This is a genomic window from Sorangium sp. So ce124 (assembly GCF_051525235.1).
Lineage (GTDB): Bacteria > Myxococcota_A > Polyangia > Polyangiales > Polyangiaceae > Sorangium > Sorangium atrum.
In genome coordinates this window covers 7,060,681-7,078,382 of the sequence record NZ_CP150312.1, presented here as the reverse complement: position 1 = coordinate 7,078,382, position 17,702 = coordinate 7,060,681, and the positions used below count along the sequence as shown (strand labels likewise).

Here is a 17,702-nt window from a genome sequence, read left to right as displayed (position 1 = left end):
GCGTCAAGGCGCGCGCAGTCGATGGGACCGGAGATTAACTGTGTGAGTGCTCACTTTTTTGGGGGGCCAGGCGAGGCTGCATCCCGTCGGCGTCTGGCACAGGGGCGGTGGCGCACCTTCCAGCTCCGCCTCGGATTCCGCAGGAGCTCCTGCGCTCGCGCTCGCCGGGAGCGCCGGTCGTGCGCCGTAGACTCAGTTCACGTTCTTCGACTCGATGGTCCATGCCCGGTCGGTGCACAGGCCGCAGCTCGCGCCGACGAACATGCCCTTGCCGGTCGCCCCCATGTCACCCTTCAGCTGCCAGCCTAGCCAGGCGACGCCGACCTTGCCGAAGACTCCGCCGTTGTCTTGGCCGTACGTGCCGCCGTGGCCCACGTTGGTGCTCGCAAGGACCGCGGGCACCCGGCTGGTGTTCCGGTAGTCCCGGGTCCCGTTCGGGTAAGCGACGTCATCGGGGCCGCCGAGGATGTACGCGATCGGCGCGTGGAGGGCATCGAGGATCTTCTGATCGGGGTTGATCATCCCGCTGCTCCAGATCACTGCGGTCGTCACGCGCGGGTCGCCGGCAGCACCCTCCGCCATCAGTCCGCCGCAGGACCAACCCATGACCGCGGTCTTGTCGGCAGCCAGGCTCTGGTAGTACTGGCTGCACGCTCGCCCGTTCTCCTCGATCGCCCAATCCAGGGATTCGATCAGGGGCTTTCCCATGGCCTTGTAGTCGTCGACCATGGGCCTCGAGTCGGAGCCGCTCGGTTCACCATCGGAGATCACCAGGTACCCGTGCGACGCGAGCTCGCCCAGAAAATCTGGGTTGGTGGTGCCGTTCAAGGAACAGCCGCCCTGCCCCCAGGCAACGATCGGGTACTTGTTGGCTCCGCCCAGGTCCTTCGGCCTGAAGATCGTGCGACCAGACAATCCGGGGTCCTTTTCGACCACGACCTCGTGTGAGCCGGTAAACGCGGCTCCCATGCCCCTCACGTTGACCGGCGTCGGATCGGCGGTCTCGTCCGCGGGGTCACACGTCGCCGCGCCGCCCGCGCCTGCGCCACCGGCGCCTGCGCCCGTGCCACCGGCGCCAGCGCCAGCGGCGCCAGCGCCTGCGCTGCCATGGCCCGCCGCTCCGCTGGAGCCACCCGCCGCTCCGTCGGAGGCGCCCCCACCCGCCGTGCCACCGGTCGCGCTCACATCGCCGCCGCCGCTGCCCGCGGGCGCAGCGCCTGTGGTCGCAGAGCCGGCAGAGCCCGCGGCTCCGCTCGAGCCCGCCGGAGTGCCAGCAGCCTCCGAGGGCAGCGAGTCGTCAGCACCGCAGCCGAACAGGAGGAGGGCGACGGCTGCTGCCGTTACGTGCGTCAATGCTTGCATGGAGGTCTCCTCTCGCGCGAAGGGTACGCGCGCGACTTGCTCTTCGTCCGCTCACTGGGTTCTTTCGCAGTCGATGTGAGCGTTGGCGATTCTGGTATCGAGTCCAGCGCCGCTCACCGCCCGGCGATGCCGCTCAGGCGAGCATGCCGTCGATGGGCCCGGAGCCCTTGCCCTCGCCGAAGTTCTCCGTCCACTCGGTCTTGTCCCGAACGGCGGCGGCGATGAGGCCGTTGAAGAGCCGGTTGTTCGTGACGTCTCCGGCGTCGATGTAAGCTCCCTGCTTCAGGTAGCCGCCGCCGCTTCCGGCGATGATCGTCGGCACGTTGCGGAAGCTGTGCGACGGGCCGTCCGATACGTGGTTCGTCCACATGATGATGGACTTGTCGAACAGGTCGCGGGCCTTGAACTGATCGAGGCCGTGGAGCAGCGTCTGCATGCGGAGCACGTCGATCTCGGCGTGTGCTTGCTCGGCCGTCGGGTTGTTGCCCGTAGCGGCGTCCGATTGCACACGATGGCTGATGTGGTGGAAGGGCCACCCGAGCGTCGCGTTCGCCGGTACCGCATACTTCGTCCCATCCGTGCCGTCGCCGTGCTGCAGCGTCGCCACGCGGTTGAAGTTGCAGGCGAACGCCAGCGCCACGAGCTCGAGGTGGAGCTTCGCGACGTCCTCTATCATGCCGTTCGTCTTGAACGCGAAGCCGCTCTTGAGCGCATCGAGCTCCGTCGTCGAGAGGCCCGCCTGGCTGCAGGAGCTGGCCATCTCGCCCATCGTGACCTCGGCGTCGCGGATGGCGTCGAAATGCTGCTGGAGGCGCTTCTTGTCGGCGGAGCTCAGCGCCGACATGCGCATCAGGCTGTTCAGCTCCTCGCGCACGAAGTCGTTCGCGCTCTTGCGGCTTCGGATGAGCTCGTCGGCGACCTGCCCGCCGTTGCCGCCGCTGCTGCCGCCGCCGCTTTCCGCCAGGCCGACGAGCTTGGCGTAGAGCGTGTACGGGTTGTCGTCCGCAGAACGCACCTGCCCGGCGCCGGCGCCCTTGAAAGAGATGCGCTCGGCGATGTACCCGTTCCTGCGGTTGCCGGCGTAGAGCGTGAGCGGCTCGGCGCCGCCCTCGTTCACCAGCTTGGCGACGACCACGTCCGCGGACACGCCGCCCGAGGACGCGGTGCTGCCACCACCCTGCGCCGGGCGCGCGGTGAGCGACTGACACAGGCCCTGCGCGTGGCCGCAGTTGGTGGGGCCCCCCATGGGGAAGTTGATCCCGCGGATGAACAGCAGGTTCGGGGCGTGAGGCGCGAGCACGTGCGTCGCCTTGTCCGTCATGGCGGCGAGCCCGTCGGTGGTGAGCTGGCCAGTCTGGTCCGGGAAGAACTTCTTACCCACCACGCCGCACGCCGCCACGATGTAGAGGCTGAACACGGGCGCGCTGTCCGCGGCCCAGGCGGAGCGCGACGGCAAACCCTCGAGGAACGGAAGGGCGATGGCGACGCCGCCCGCGCGCAGGAACGCGCGTCGATTCATGCCGCGCCGGTGTGCTGTGCTCGGAGGAGCGAGGTTCATTGCGATCTTCGGGTTCACAGCGTACCTCCCATGTGAGTCCGGAATGCGTCGTTCTTCACGAGCTCGAGCATGATCTCTTTCACCGAGCCGCTGGCGCCGCGGCTCACCTCGGCGAGCGTCTCGACGAGCGGCAAGTCCGACGGGACGACGTCGCGCTGGAGCGCGAAGCTCGCGAGCTTCTTGGCGTAGCAGAGGTGAGCCTGCTCGCCCTCCGCCATGTAGTGCATCAGCTCGCCGGCGTCCCCGAACGACTTGGTCCCTTCGGAGAACGCGTAGACACCGCTGCTGTCGATCGGCAGACCTCCGTTCTCCTCGTCCCGATATTGCCCCATGCCGTCGAAGTGCTCGAAGGCGAAGCCGACGGGGTTGATGAGCTGGTTGTGGCACGTGCCGCCGCAGCCGGAGGTGAGCCGCGTGATGCGTTGACGGTTCGTCTGCCCGGGCTCGAGCGGCGGGACCGGCGGAATGTTGGGGGCCGGCGCGCCGAGCGGCGCGCACAGCATGTCGAGGTTGATGCTGACGCCGCGGTGGATCGAGTCCGACTCATCGTTCAGGGCGTTCAGCGTCAGGTAGGGGAGCTGCGAGAAGAAGCCGACGCGATCGGGACCGAGGTCTTGCTCCACCATGCGGCTCCCGCTCGGCGCCAGGCCGTAGAGGCTCGCCATCCCCGGCCCCACGAAGCCCTTGGTGGACGTGAGGATCTCCTTGACCCCGAGACCCTCGGTGAAGATCTTGTCGAAGAACAGGTACGCGCTCTCCTCGTACTCCGCGTTCAACGATTCATTGTAGCTCGGCACGCCGAGCTTGCTGATCGTGGAGTAGCGATCGAAGTGGAGCAGCTCGCTGTGGAAGTACCGCATGCCCTTGACCGCGGTGGGCTCCTCCAGCATGGTCTTGGCGACCGCGGCGATCGCCTCCGGCGTCGTGAGCGTGGGCGCCTCGTCGAGCAGCTCGTCGCTCGGCGCGGCGTCGCGCAGCCAGAGCGAGAGCTTCGCCGCGACCTCGTAACCATCGAGCGGCTTGCGATCTTCGCCGAGCTCCGTGCGGTAGAGGAAGTGCGGCGACTGGAGCATCGTCCGGATCACGAGCTGCGCGCCCTTGGCAAACGTGCTCTTCGTGCCGGACATCGCCGCGCCGGTCTCGAAGAGCTCCGAGTACCTGGCGATCTCGTCGTCCGTCAGCGGACGGCGATACGCACGGCGCCCCACGGTTTCGATGAAGCCGGTCTCGTCCTTATCCGGGTAGACCCTGGCGAGCGCCGCATCCGAATCCGTCACCTCCTCGGCGAGCGCCTCCGCCGCCGATTGGTAGTCGCTCCACGAGCGCTGGTTCACGCTCAGCAGGTGCTCGTTGTTCGTGAAGTCCGTGATGCCCGAGACAGGCTTCTCGAACCCGTCGGACAGCGACGAAGGATCGGCGAGATTCAGAACCACCTGCACGCTGCGCGCCCACTGCGAGTTCGTGAGGCGCACGAACCGGTGGAACTGCGGCGCCCCCGGCATGTCGATGCCGCGCGCCACCCCGCCGGTGGGTGGGTCGCTGCCGTCCGGCGCGGGGCCGCCGCCCCCATCTGAATCGCCCAGGGAGCCCGTGCATCCCGCGAGCAGGAGCGCGGTGACGCAGAGCCCCGCACTTAGCGCCCGCCTGCGGCGCGGCAAGGCGGTCATCGAAAAAGACGGTGGGGTCATCATTGCCTCCTGACCAAGCTCGGGTGACAAGTTAGCTATTTCAGAGCCGTTACAACGCAACCATCATCCAGTAACTGTCTTGTTCATCTGAAGATCGAGGAATCCATGCATCGAAGGGACCCCGTTCACTCCACGGCCTGCGAGGCTCACTTGAGCGACTGGAAGAAGCGCCAGGCTCGCCCGCCCGCGCCGGACGGTACGGAGTGACCGCCGGGGTGCGTGCAGTACACGAGCGGCTGGCCCTCCTTGCAGCCCTGATACTCGACGCACGAGTCGCCGAAGCTCGACCGCATCGTGGTCGCCTGGCAGCCGTTCCGGCCCCGCCAGAAGTCGCGGGTCGACTGCCCCAGCTGGGGGGACACGGTCGTGTCGGTGTCGCCTTGCGTTTGAATCAGCGCGTGCGCGGCGCTGGCGTCGCTGCACGTGGGCTGCGATGCATTGGGACCCCATCCGGCGACCGGGGCGAGACCGCGGAACACGGACGACCGCTCACAGCCGAGCGTGTTCGTCATGAAGCCACCTTGGCTGAACCCGACCGCGAAGACGCGCTTCGTATCCACGCAGTAGCTCGCCTTGGCATGCTCGAGCATGGCGTCGAAGAACGCCAGGTCGGCGTCCAGGCGCGCCCTGTTGGCGCTGGGCGGCGGACCGCCCCAGTTGGAGTCTGCAGTACCCCACTGCGACTGGGTGCTCGGAGGCCTGGATTGCCCGTCCGCCGGCAAGCCCTGCGGGTAGATGAGCAGCGCCTGGTTGTTGGTCTCCTGGATGAGCTGAAATCCGCTGTTGTCGTGCGCAGCCCACACGTTGTTCATGTTCAGGCCATGGATACCGAAGACCAGCGGCAGCGGCTTGCTCGGGTCGTAGTTCTCCGGGACGTGAATCAGGAAGTAGCGCGTCACCCCACCGACCGTCAGCGTCTGCTGCGCGCGAGGGTCGGGGCGCGTCACGGCTTTGCCGCAGCCCACCGAGCCGCCGCCGCCAGGGTCCATCGAGCCGCCGTCGCCAGCGCCCGTCGAGCCGCCGTCGCCGGTGCCCGTCGAGCCGCCGTCGCCGGTGCCCGTCGAGCCGCCGTCGCCAGCGCCCGTCGAGCCGGCGGCACCGACGCCGGCCGAGTCGCCGCCCGTGCCGCCGGAGCTGCTCGCGCTCGTGCTCGCGGCCGTGCCCGCGCCGCCGCTCCCGACGGCTCCTCCGCCCGACGTCGCGCTCGAGGTGGTGGGGCCGCTGCTCGTGGATGCGCCGGAAGAACTACCAGCACCCGGGTCGACGGGCTCCGCGTCTGACGAGCAAGCGGCCAGCGCCGTCGCCACGCCCACGGTGAAAAGAACGCTCAGCCCGGAACCAGATCTACGCATAGGGAAACCACCTCGCCAACTGCTGCTCGTCGGTGGCACGGGCGATCGCGGGTCATCCGCCACGCTATCCCGGCCGGTTGATGCGGGCATCATGCGCCGGGCGTCGCCGGGCCGATCAGTCCTCAATAGGTCGAGAACAGGTTCCAGAGGAACTTGGGCGCGAACGCGGGCCAGCCATGATTGGTGTTGCTGTAGTTCGGGTCTCCGTGCTGGCACCAATAGACCGGATAGCCCTCGTCACAGCCCTGAGCCATGACGCAGTTCGAGAGATCGTCCGTGTACCCGTCAACCGGCGTCGTGCTCGCCTCGCAGTGGTTCAGATTGGTGTAGAAGTCGCGCGTCTTCGGGCCGTTGTCCGTCCCGACCACCGAGTCGCGCTTTCCGTGGATGACGACCGCCGTGACCTGCCCGGTACACTTTCGGGTGTCGGCGTTGAGCGGATACTGCTGTACGTTCTTGGTAGCGCACGGGCCGATCGCGCGCAGCTTGTCCGCGTGCTCGCAGCCGAGGATGCTCGAGAAGTCGCCGCCCGAGCTCTCGCCCGCCGCGAACACGCGGGCCTTGTCGATGCAGAGGTTGGCCGTGATCTGATCGTAGAGCGGCTGGAAGAAGGAGACGTCGTTCGCCCCCCAGCCGGAGCTGGGGTTGGCCGGGTGAGGGTAGACGCGGATCCAGGCTTCCTTGGGGCCGGTTGCCTCGAAGCCCGCGTTCTGCTCTGCCCAGTTGATCGGGTTGTTCGTCGGGTTGAACATGATCATCACCGGGTACGGCTTGCTGGCGTCGTAGCCGGTCGGCAGCTTCACGTAGTACTGGTGACCCGACACGGTGAGCGGGCTCTGCGCGCTGCCCGTCTGCGGATTGGCCTTGCCGCAACCCGTGCTCGGCTCCGGGGGCACCTTGCCTCCCATCGATCCGCCCGAACCACCGGCTCCTGGCGAACCACCGCTTCCGCTCGTTCCTCCTTCACCGCCCGCTCCACCCGCGGACGCGCCGCCGTCGCCGGTCGTTGTGCCGCCGCTGGTCGTTGTGCCGCCGCTGGTCGTGGTGCTGCCGCTGCTGACTGAGACAGCGGCCCCGCCCGTCCCGGGGTTGGGGTCGTCGCCTGACGAGCTCGCGCCGCCATCGACGCTACCTCCGCAAGCCGAGAGGGCGCAAGAGCCGGCCAGCGCTGCGAACAATGTGGCTCGAACGAGTATAGGTTGGTTCGTCATTCGAATACCCAGGCGCGATTTTTCCCTCACCGGCGGTGTTCTACGAGGCGCGCCCGCAGGGTGAGGTTGTTTCCAGTTGATTGAAGGATTCGAGTCCGACGGCAGAGCCAGGATTCAGCGAGCTTGCGCGACTTTGATGTAAACAAGCCGTCTCGCTGGATTTTCGCTCGCCGCGCTCGCGGCAAGGTGTTCATTGTGATCGTTCACATCATCGATGTCAACTCCTGTCGACAGGACCGCGGGTATCCTCGAGCCCAAGGGAGGACATGGCTAGCGTGGCTCCTCCGACGAAGCGGCGCGTCAAACGGGGGCACCGGCCGCGGACCAGTGGAGGGCGTCAATTTTGTTTGACGCCCAGAATGTGATCGTTCACGGTGCGCGCTCGGGGGTCCTGCTGTTTTGCCTTGGCCGTACTGCGGACCGTGCCATTCGTCCCGGGCTCATCATCGGGCCTCTGCACTGGCTCTTTTCGCTCGGTCGCCGCGGGCGCGAGGAAGGATGAGGTCGCGGCGGCACCGCTCGTTTCGCGCCGGGCGCGAGGCCTCACCTGCGACCTGCGCGCGCACCGCGCTCCGCATCGCGTGATCGCGCAAGACTGCTGACGTCGTATTTGAGCAGGCACACGGGCCCTATGCGCGAACCGGTGGCCCAGTAACCTGGCTCACGGCGTCGCGCTGGGGGCTGCGGGGCTCTGTGGGCGCCGGCAGCTCGCTCGTGACGTGGACTTGGTTGATATCAGTGCATTTTTCTGCGGCCTGTGAACAAGCCATCGAGTCGCGCACCAAGAGGCCTCGGAGAACCACGAACGCTGAGCAGCCCGCCCAGAACGGGCTGATCTCGTCCCCGGAGTGAGCATGACGACACGTCGATTCCTTTCGTCACTGGCCTGCATCGGTTGCGCGCTGTCGCTCGCCGCTTGCGGGAGCGATGATGCCGGCAGCGGCGCCGCCTCCACCGGCCAAGGTGGCGGCGGCGCCAGCGCGCCGGACGCGGCCTCTGGCGGTCCCGGCGGGGGGGCTCCTGGGGACGCCTCGGCCAGCGCGGGAGGCCAAGCGGGCGCCGGCACGGGCGGCGAGGCGCCCAGCGGCGGGACGACGGCGGCCGGCGGCGAAGGCGGCGCCGCAGGGACGGGCGGGGCGGGCGGGGCGGGCGGTTCAGACGAATTCGAGCCGGTGACCATCTCGTTCGGGACCACGCTCGATCCGCGCACTCAGGTGCTCGAGGCGCGAGCGCTCGCCGAGTCCGTCGCCGATCCCAGCTCTCCGCAGTGGCGCGCCAAGGGCGACCAGCGCAGGACGTACCGCTTTCCAGAGGCGGGCGCCGACGTTCCTTACCGCGTCTGCGTCCCGAATCGCTGGGACGGCACGTCGAAGTTGCCCCTCGTGATGTTCTTGCACGGCGCTTCGAACGACGAGAGCTCGTACCTGGATCAGAACAACAAGCAGATGGTGAATCTGGCCGACCAGCATGGCGTGCTCCTGGTCTCGCCGCTCGGCTATCAGGGCGCCTACGGCAACTTCCTGCGGCTGCCGGCCGTGTTCGGGCAGCCCGAGGAGGCGGAGAAGCTCCTGGCCATGCGTACGCCCGAGCGAGAACGCGACCAGGAGCTCAGCGAGAAGGACGTCATCAATGTCCTGGAGCTGGTGCTGCACGAGTACCCGATCGATCGCAGCTCGATGTTCCTCACCGGACACTCGATGGGGAGCGGCGGCACCTGGTACATCGGCGCGAAGTACGCCGACTACTGGAAGGCGCTGGCGCCTATGTCCGGACCCTTCGTCCAGGAGTCGGGCTATCCGTGGGACCGGCTGCGCAATGTGCCCATCTTCGTGACGGAGGGGACCCGCGGCACGCCTTCCCTCACAGGGAGCCACGCGCTGCGCGACTGGATGATGGCTGGCGGTTACACGATCACGTACAAGGAAGTCGACGCCGACCATCCAGGGATGGTTCCGCTCGTGTTGCCCGACGTCTTCGACTTCTTCGACCGTCAGTAGCTTTCGCGCTCCTCGCGCGCCTTCACGTCGCTCGGAGTAAGCGGCGGCGCTCTCCGCATGCGCGCCGCCGCCGGAAAGTTCCAGTTCTCACGGTCCCACATCCGTGCCAGCGTCCTCCCTCGGGCCGGAGGACAGCCGCGGGCGGGTCGATTGGGTTTGACATCGATCATGTGATCGCTCACATTGCCCCGGAGCAGTATCCTTTTCCTTCGCCTTGGGTGGGTCGTCGTGCGGACCGAGACCTTCGTCCTTCGATGGATCTCGGCGCCTGTGCTGTTCGCTCGGCGGCGCGCCGCGGGCGGCGGATCGGCGCACCGCAGGTCGCCGGCTGTCGGGCTGCCCCCTCGAGACCGCGCGATCTCTCGTGATCATGTTCGTGTGTCAGCTCACGAGTTCTCGTCGTGGTTGAATCGTCCAGCGTTGAACGGTTGCGGACCGCATGCAACAGGCAAGATCGACCCGCGCTCGATGACGGAGTGAACAGGACGATTTCCGTTGGATGGTAGGCGCACTGACAGCCACGCTGAGCTGGCCGCTCGGTCGCCAGCGCTTGACCAGGAGAGGGAGAGAGAGATGACCCGACCGTCTTTTTCGATGACCCTCCTGTCACGCTGGAGGCGGGCGCTGTGCGGTGCGGCGCTCCTGCTCGCGGGGTGCACGGGCTCCCTGGGCGCCCAGGACGAGGGCGACGGCCCCTCGCCGGGCGGCGCGGCGGCGTCGCAGGTCGCCGAGCGGAGCATGTTCCCGCGGCTGAGCCACGCGCAGTGGGAGAACACGGTGCGCGACCTCCTGCGCCTCGACGACAGGCCCGGTCTCTCGGCGTCCTTCACGAGCGATCCGCTCGGCGGCGTGTTCGACAACAACGAGGCTGCGCTGCTGGTGACACCCGGCCTCTGGAGCGACTACCAGCGCGCCGCGGAGGAGCTCGCGGCGATGGTGACCGCCGACGAGGGCAAGCTCGGAAGGCTCGTGCCCGCGGACCTGCCGGCCGAGCCGGAGGCGCGGGCGCAGGCGTTCGTCGAGCGGTTCGGCGAGCGGGCTTTCCGGCGCCCCATCACGGACGACGAGCGGGGTGCGTACCTCGCGCTGTTCCACCGCGGCAAGGAGCTCTTCGAGGGCGAGGAGCCGTTTGCCGCCGGCGTGCGCGCGGCGCTCGAGGCGTTTCTGCAGTCGCCCCATTTCGTCTACCGGGTCGAGCGCGGCGCCGGGCCGGCGAGGGGCGGGCTCATCCCGCTGAGCGGCCACGAGATCGTGGCCAAGCTCTCGTACCTCTTCTGGAACACGATGCCCTCCGACGAGCTCCTCGAGGCGGCGAAGGCGGGCGAGCTCTCGACGCGCGAGGCCGTCCGCGCCTACGCCGGGGGGATGCTCGAGGATCCGCGCGCCCGCGAGGTCGTCCGCGCGTTCCACCGGCAGCTCTACGACTACGAGCAGTACCACGACCTCAACAAGGACCAGGCGCTCTACCCCGAGTTCGTCCCCCAGATGGGCGACGACATGCAGCGCGAGGCAGAGCTCTTCGTGGATCATGTCGTCTTCGAGAGGGAGGGTGGCCTCACGGAGCTGCTCACCTCGCGCACTGCGTTCGTGAACGACCACCTCGCGGCGGTCTACGGCGTCGAGGGCGACTTCTCGGACGAGTTCGAGCAGGTGGAGCTCGACGACGCCGAGCGCTCGGGGCTGCTCACGCGCCTCGGCTTCCTCGCGGCCAAGGCGACGGCGCGGCAGCCGGACTCGATCCACCGCGGCGTGTTCGTGAACCTCAGGATCCTCTGCGCGGCGCTGCCGCCGCCGCCCGACAACGCGACCTCGCTGCCGCCGGGCGAGCTCGCGACCAACCGCGAGCGCGTCGAGGCGCACACGGGCAAGGGGACGTGCGGCGCGTCGTGCCACGGGGTGCTCATCAACCCCGCAGGGTTCGCCTTCGAGCACTACGACGCGATCGGCAAGTACCGCACGACCGACAATGGCGCGCCCGTCGACTCCGCGGACGTCTACACGCTCGGCGGCCAGCCGAGGAGCTACGCGGATGCGGTCGAGTTCAGCCAGCTCCTCGCCGAGAGCAGCGAGGCGCACGCGTGCTACGCGCAGCGCTGGATCGAGTTCTCCCACGGCCGCGGCGTGCGCGCGGAGGACCGGGCGCTCGTCAAGGAGCTCGGCGAGGCGTCGCGCGGCGGCGCCGCGACCAAGGAGCTCCTCCTCCAGATCGTCTCTTCGACTCCGTTCCTCGCTCGCGTTCCCGCGGAGGCGCCATGATCACCCGACGACGTGTGCTTCGAGGACTGTTCGGCGTCACGGTGGCGCTCCCGTTCCTGGAGACCTTCGCCTCGCGGCGCGCCTCGGCTGGCACGGGCGACGTGCCGCCCTTCGCGATCTTCATGCGCCAGGCGAACGGCGTGGCGCAGGCGACGAACGACGAGCCCGAGATGTTCTGGCCCAGCGAGACGGGCGCGCTGACCGCCGCGTCGATGGAGAAGGACAGCGACCGCGCGGTCAGCGAGCTCAAGGACCACGCGAGCAAGCTCATCATGCTGCGCGGCGTGGATTTCGCGTTCAAGGGCAACGGCTGCGGCCACTCCGGCGGCGGCAACCAGTGCCTCACGGCCGCGCGCGTGTCGGACCAGCCGGCGGGCAACGAGTCGCTGGCGATGGGCGAGTCGATCGACAACCGCATCGCGACCGAGCTCAACCCGGCGGGCGTCGAGCCGCTGACGCTCTACGCGGGCAGGATGGCCGGCTACATCAACGAGGTGCTCTCGTACCGCGGGCCGAAGCAGCTGCGCGCCGCCGAGCGCAACCCGGCCAACGCGTACCAGAAGCTCTTCGGCCTCGCCGACGTGGACACCGAGGTGCAGCAGTCGCTGGTCGAGCGCCGCACCAGCGTGAACGACCTGGTGCGCGGGGAGATGAAGGCGCTCATGGGCCGGAAGGACATCAGCAAGAGCGATCGCGAGCGGCTACAGCTCCATTTCGACAGCATCCGCGACCTCGAGGTCGCGCTCGCGTGCAAGCTCCCGGAGATGCAGGTCGACGAGATGGAGGCGATCTCGCCGAACGTCGGCAAATCCGAGAACGTGGAGGCCGTCACGCGGATGCAGATGGACATCATCGCGCTCGCGATGGCGTGCGGCGTCACGCGCGTGGCGACGCTCCAGGTGGGTGACGGCAACGACGGGACCGAGTACACGATCCACGGCGTCCGGCAGAAGAGCTACCACAAGATCTCCCACCGCATCGACAGCGACGGCACCTCGGGCCCGCCGATCGAGGGCGCTCAGGAGCTGCACCACCAGATCGACCGGATCCACGCGCGGCTCTTCAAGTACCTGCTCGATCGGCTCTCGTCGTACGAGCTCGGCTCGGGGACGCTCCTCGATCACGGCGTGGCGGTGTGGTTCAATGACAACGCCGACAAGTACCACGGGTACCGGAAGGTCCCGTACATCCTCGCCGGCGGCGCCGCGGGCTACCTGAAGACCGGCCAGTTCGTCGACGTCAAGATCACCAACAACAAGCTGCTCAACACGATCGGCGCGGCCGTCGGCTGCACCAACGGCCAGGGGGGCCCGCTCGACGACTTCGGCGATGAGAGCCTCGAAGGTGGGCTCGTCGCCCCGATCCTCGCCTGAAGAAGCAAAGAATCCAGACGTTTCGGAGCTCAAGCCGCTGCCTGTCGGCTCTCTGCTCAAAGCATCCCCATCTTCAATCGTTCAACTTGCGGAAATCCAACATGAATAAGAACCGTTCTTCTCGATGGCTGCGCGGTACGACGTGGATCGCGCTCGGGCTCGCGACGCTCGCTGGATGCTCCGATGGGGGCGAAGGCGACGGCACGGGCGGCGCGGGAGGAGCTGGCAGCACGACCAGCGCCGGCACGACCAGCAACGGCACGACGAGCGGCGCCACGACGAGCGGCGCCACGACGAGCGGCGCCACGACGAGCGGCGTCACGACGAGCACCGCCACGACCAGCGCCAGCACCGGCGGATCAAACGAAGGTGGCGGCGGTGCGGACGCCTCGACCAGCGTGTCCACCAGCGCGTCCACCGGAGCCGGCGGCTCCGAGCCCACGGGGAAGTTCGTCGGCAACATCACGACGCGCGGCGCCGTGCGCGACGGCTTCGCGAAGTACTGGAACCAGATCACGCCTGAGAACGAGGGGAAGTGGGGCGAGGTCGAGAAGAGCCGCGGGAACAAGGACTGGAGCAAGCTCGACAGGATCTACAAGTACGCGCAGGACAACAACATCATCTTCAAGCACCACGTCTTCGTGTGGGGCTCCCAGCAGCCCAGCTGGGTCGGGAGCCTCCCCGGCAACGAGCAGCAGGCGGCCGTGCGGGACTGGATGAAGTCGTTCTGCGAGCGCTACCCCAAGACGAAGTACATCGACGTTGTCAATGAGCCGCCGCCCCACACCACGCCGTCCTACAAGAACGGCATCGGCGGAGACGGCGCCAGCGGCTGGGACTGGATCGTCAACTCCTTCAAGTGGGCCCGCGAGTTCTGCCCGAACGCGAAGCTGATCCTCAACGACTACAACAACATCGAGTATCAGAACGACCACAACAACTTCATGAAGATCGCGAGGGCGGTCATCGCAGCGGGCGCCCCGGTCGACGCCATCGGCGCGCAGGCCCACGACGCGTACAAGATCAACACCAACACCGTCAAGGGCTTCATTGACCAGCTCGCCTCGCTGGGCAAGCCTGTGTACATCACCGAGTACGACATCGGCGAGGCGAACGACAACAGGCAGAAGCAGATCATGGAGGAGCAGTTCACGATGTACTGGAACCACCCCTCGGTCCAGGGCATCACCCTGTGGGGTTACATCGTCGGCACCACCTGGCGGGACAACACCGGCATCCAGTATGACGACGGCAGGATGCGGCCGGCCATGCAGTGGCTCATGGACTTCCTGGATCGCGGGTGATTGATGTCACGCTCGAGCGTTGATCCCCGCTCGTACAACGGACTCGATCAGGCCGACGCCAGCCTGTGCGTCGGCAAATCGCGGATCTTCGCGATCATGACCTGGAATCCTCACGACGTCTGGGATTTCCTTACGCAGTTCTGAGCTGAGGGTTCAACGACGGCGCTCGGTGCGCGTCGTCGGAGAGTAGCCGGGCTGGAGAGCTGGAGCGTCGTCTGCCGCCGATGTTCACCTTCCGCGGGAGACGATCGCTGCCAGCTCGCCCAGCCGGCTGTCTCTACGACGAACCACTCGGCGGGAGGCGCCGGGGCGCCATGAACCGAGCGACCCACGACATCGGCAATGCCTGACATCCTTCAGGAGAGCAGCAAGGATTCAAGAATGGCAACGAACACGATACCCTTCCAACGTAAGCTCTTCGGGGCGGCGTTATTCCTTTGCGGCGCGACCGCGCTTCCGTCCGTCTCCCTGGCGGACAATCCCGTCGTACAGACCAATTATACCGCGGATCCGGCTCCCATGGTCCACGGTGACACGGTGTACCTCTACACCGGACACGACGAAGACAGCGCCACCGACTGGTTCGGGATGAACGAATGGAGGGTGTATTCCTCCAAGGATATGGTGAACTGGACGGATCACGGGTCGCCGCTGAAATTCAGCGATTTCAGCTGGGCAAAGGGAGACGCGTGGGCAGGCCAGGCCATCCACAGGAACGGGAAGTTCTACTATTACGTTCCTGTCACGAGCCGCTCGCTGAACAGGATGACCATCGGCGTGGCCGTGTCCGACAGTCCCACCGGCCCGTTCAAAGACGCCCTGGGAAAGCCGTTGATCACGGCCGATTGCGGAGACATCGATCCGACGCCGTTCATCGACGACGACGGCCAGGCTTATCTGTACTGGGGAAACCCGAGCGTGTGCTACGTGAAGCTGAACCAGGACATGATCTCCTACCAGGGAGACGTCGTGCGCGTGCCCATGACGGCGGAGAGCTTCGGGCAGCGCACCGGGAATGACGATGGTCGCCACAAGACCAAGTACGAAGAAGGTCCGTGGCTCTACAAGCGCGATGGGCTGTACTACCTGGTGTACGCGGGGGGCCCTATCTCGGAGTACATCGCCTACTCGACGAGCAGCAAGCCCACCGGCCCATGGACTTACCGGGGGGTCATCATGCCCACGGAGGGCAGCAGCTTCACCAACCACGCGGGCGTCATCGACTTCAAGGGGAGCTCCTACTTCTTCTATCACAACGGCGCCTTGCCGGGCGGTGGCGGGTATCACCGCTCTGCCGCCGTCGAGCGGTTCACGTTCAACGCCGACGGTACATTCCCGACGATCAAGATGAGCAAGGAGGGCCCGCCCGGCGTCGGCAACCTGAATCCGTATGTCATGACGGAAGCGGAGACCATCGCCTGGGAATCCGGGGTCGAGACCGAGGTATGCGGCGAGGGGGGAATGAACGTCGGGTCGATTGAAAACGGCGACTACATCAAGGTGAAGGGCGTCGATTTTGGCACCGGCGCGGTGTCCTTCGACGCGAGGGTGGCCTCGGCGAACGCTGGCGGCAGCATCGAGCTGCGCCTCGACAGCGCGACCGGCACGCTGGTGGGGACCTGCATGGTCGAGGGTACCGGCGGCTGGCAGACCTGGGTCACCACGTCCTGTGCGGTCGACGGCGCGACAGGGATACACGATCTGTTCCTGAAGTTCACCGGTGGGAGCGGTTTCCTGTTCAACGTCAACTGGTGGAAATTCACTCCGCTCGACGCCCCGGATCCCGATCCGACGGGCGCCGGTGGCGCTGGCGCCGGGGGCGCTCCGGACGTGGGTGAAGGCGGAGCGACCGGCAGCGGCGGAGCGGGCGGGGGTGTGAGCAGCGGCAGCGCAGCGACCACCGGCAGCGGAGCCACGGCGGGCAGCGGAGCCACGGCGGGCAGCGGAGCCACGGCGGGGAGCGGTACGGGCGGCGCTGGCGGTACGACCGCTGGCGGCGCCAGCGGCGATGAGGGCGGGTGCGCCTTCCGGGTCCAATCCGGGCCCAGCTCCCCCGCGGGCGCGCTCGCAGCCTTGATCGCGCTGGGCGCGGTCGCCGCGCGGCGGCGTCGTGCCCGAGAAACCGGGCGGAGCGGGGCCGCCGCGAATTGACGGTCTGGTGCAATCATTGGAGGTTTGATCATGTTCACGAGAGTTCGCTCAGGTTCAATGCTCGCCGCCGCCTCGCTGGCGCTCGCTTTCAGCTCGACCGCGGCCGCGAAGCCCTACAAGGGCGCAGAGGTCTACTCGTCCCAGAGCTATCTTCAGGGTCGCATCGAGATGCGCATGCGCATGTCGCGCGGGAGCGGCATCCTGTCGACCTTCTTCACCTACAAGAACGGCTCCGAGATGTCCGGCGCGTTCTGGGAGGAGATCGACATCGAGGTCTTCGGGAAGGACAACGCCCGGAGCTGGCAGTCCAACATCATCACCGGGATGGGCACGAGGACGACGTCGGAGCAGGTACACAACGCGGGCGTCTCCCTCGCGGACGCCTATCACACCTACGCGCTGGAGTGGACGCCGGACTACGTGGCGTGGAGCATCGACGGGCGAGAGATCAAGAGAACGACGGGGGCGCAGGTGACCGCCCTGAAGAATCCCCAGTCTTTTCGCTTCAACACGTGGTCCTCCGACGCCACCGAATGGGTCGGAGCGTTCGACGATTCCGCCCTCCCGCAGCACCAGTTCGTCAACTGGATCAAGTACTATCGTTACAACAACGGGAACTTCGAGCTCGCGTGGCAGGACGACTTCAACTCCCTGGACAGCACGCGATGGAGCAAAGGGGACTGGACGTTCGACGGGAACCGCGTGGACTTCGACCCGCAGAACGTGACGGTGAAGGACGGCACGCTGGTGCTGTCGCTGACACGGGAGGGGCAGACCGGGTTCACCGGAGCCGTGCCCCGCGATGAGGACACCGGAGCGGGCACCGGCGCGGGCGCGGGCGGGGCAGGGGCGACAGCCAGCTCCTCCAGCAGCGGCGCGGGCGGGGCGGAGGCGACGGCGAGCTCCTCCGGCAGCGGCGAGGGCGGGGCCGCGACGACGGCGAGCTCCTCCGGCAGCGGCGCGGGCGGGGCAGGGGCGACAGCCAGCTCCTCCGGCAGCGGCGAGGTCGGGGCCACGACGGGGGCCAGCGCCTCCGTGGGCGCCGGCGCGACGGGCGAGGGAGGTGGGAGCGACGGAACGATGCCGGACGACGAGTCCTCCGACGGAGGCTGCGGGTGCGTCGTCGCCGGAGCCAGCGCCACGACGAGCTCGTGGGCCGCAGCGCTCGCCCTGGGGCTCTCCGCCCTGGCGATGCGACGGCGCCGGCCCCGCGGCTGACCTCGCAAGACGCTCGAAGGCGCCGCGGCCGTGACGAGGCCGCGCGCCGCGGGGCGCGGCGAGTCCCACCCTCCAGGCGTCCGGCCGGGGATCCGGAGCGAGAGTTCAACGCGGCGGACCCTTCTCTGGTTTTCCATTCTTCCCGGCAAGGCACGGGCGGACCCGGTGAACGCACATCGGGTGTGTAGTTGACCGAAGCTGGCGGATCCTTCTGATGGTGGCCACGCCTGGT

At 67.7% G+C, this 17,702-nt stretch carries 13 protein-coding genes; 7 read left to right on the top strand and 6 right to left on the bottom strand.

The genetic code is table 11. The annotated features are described in order from the left end of the window. Positions 1-192: 192 nt before the first annotated feature. The 5 genes from WMF19_RS26405 to WMF19_RS26385 form a co-directional block, all read right to left on the bottom strand. Positions 193-1,362, bottom strand: a complete 1,170-nt coding sequence (locus tag WMF19_RS26405) for an alpha/beta hydrolase family protein (protein ID WP_437892896.1) — start codon at positions 1,360-1,362, stop codon at positions 193-195. 133 nt (positions 1,363-1,495) lie between these two features. Further along, complete coding sequence (locus tag WMF19_RS26400; protein WP_437892895.1) at positions 1,496-2,881, bottom strand: DUF1552 domain-containing protein; 1,386 nt, start codon at positions 2,879-2,881, stop codon at positions 1,496-1,498. Between the two features lie 53 nt (positions 2,882-2,934). Next, the gene (locus WMF19_RS26395) at positions 2,935-4,440 is read right to left on the bottom strand and encodes a DUF1592 domain-containing protein (RefSeq protein WP_437892894.1); all 1,506 of its coding nucleotides are present in this window, start codon (positions 4,438-4,440) and stop codon (positions 2,935-2,937) included. Positions 4,441-4,754: 314 nt separating this feature from the next. Then, on the bottom strand, positions 4,755-5,960 hold the full coding sequence (locus WMF19_RS26390) for an alpha/beta hydrolase family esterase (protein WP_437892893.1): 1,206 nt from the start codon (positions 5,958-5,960) through the stop codon (positions 4,755-4,757). 122 nt (positions 5,961-6,082) lie between these two features. Beyond that, on the bottom strand, positions 6,083-6,868 hold the full coding sequence (locus WMF19_RS26385; protein ID WP_437892892.1) for an alpha/beta hydrolase family esterase: 786 nt from the start codon (positions 6,866-6,868) through the stop codon (positions 6,083-6,085). A 1,157-nt stretch (positions 6,869-8,025) separates the two neighbouring features. Here WMF19_RS26385 and WMF19_RS26380 point away from each other — a divergent pair. The 3 genes from WMF19_RS26380 (at position 8,026) to WMF19_RS26370 (ending at position 12,797) form a co-directional block, all read left to right on the top strand. Next, positions 8,026-9,168, top strand: coding sequence for a hypothetical protein (locus WMF19_RS26380; RefSeq protein WP_437322648.1), 1,143 nt, complete (start codon positions 8,026-8,028; stop codon positions 9,166-9,168). Between the two features lie 573 nt (positions 9,169-9,741). After that, on the top strand, positions 9,742-11,424 hold the full coding sequence (locus tag WMF19_RS26375; protein WP_437892891.1) for a DUF1592 domain-containing protein: 1,683 nt from the start codon (positions 9,742-9,744) through the stop codon (positions 11,422-11,424). Continuing rightward, positions 11,421-12,797, top strand: a complete 1,377-nt coding sequence (locus WMF19_RS26370; protein ID WP_437892890.1) for a DUF1552 domain-containing protein — start codon at positions 11,421-11,423, stop codon at positions 12,795-12,797. The genes WMF19_RS26375 and WMF19_RS26370 overlap by 4 nt, the downstream gene beginning before the upstream one ends. Before the next feature lie 73 nt (positions 12,798-12,870). On the opposite strand, the gene WMF19_RS26365 is transcribed toward WMF19_RS26370, so the two are convergent. Next, entirely contained in the window at positions 12,871-13,203 is a 333-nt protein-coding gene (locus tag WMF19_RS26365; protein ID WP_437892889.1) for a hypothetical protein, read from the bottom strand. Here WMF19_RS26365 and WMF19_RS26360 point away from each other — a divergent pair. The 4 genes from WMF19_RS26360 to WMF19_RS26345 all read left to right on the top strand — a co-directional run bounded on the left by WMF19_RS26360 (position 13,196) and on the right by WMF19_RS26345 (position 17,470). Further along, positions 13,196-14,101 carry an endo-1,4-beta-xylanase gene (locus tag WMF19_RS26360; protein WP_437892888.1) on the top strand — a complete coding sequence of 302 codons (906 nt, stop codon included), beginning with the start codon at positions 13,196-13,198 and terminating at the stop codon, positions 14,099-14,101. The two genes, WMF19_RS26365 and WMF19_RS26360, sit on opposite strands and share 8 nt — an antisense overlap. Before the next feature lie 3 nt (positions 14,102-14,104). Then, positions 14,105-14,245, top strand: a complete 141-nt coding sequence (locus WMF19_RS26355; protein ID WP_437892887.1) for a hypothetical protein — start codon at positions 14,105-14,107, stop codon at positions 14,243-14,245. Positions 14,246-14,482: 237 nt separating this feature from the next. Further along, a complete protein-coding gene (locus tag WMF19_RS26350) occupies positions 14,483-16,252 on the top strand; it encodes a glycoside hydrolase family 43 protein (protein ID WP_437892886.1) in 1,770 nt (589 codons plus the stop codon). 30 nt (positions 16,253-16,282) lie between these two features. Next, positions 16,283-17,470: a family 16 glycosylhydrolase gene (locus tag WMF19_RS26345; RefSeq protein WP_437892885.1), complete on the top strand. Its 1,188-nt coding sequence runs from the start codon at positions 16,283-16,285 to the stop codon at positions 17,468-17,470. Positions 17,471-17,702 lie beyond the last annotated feature (232 nt).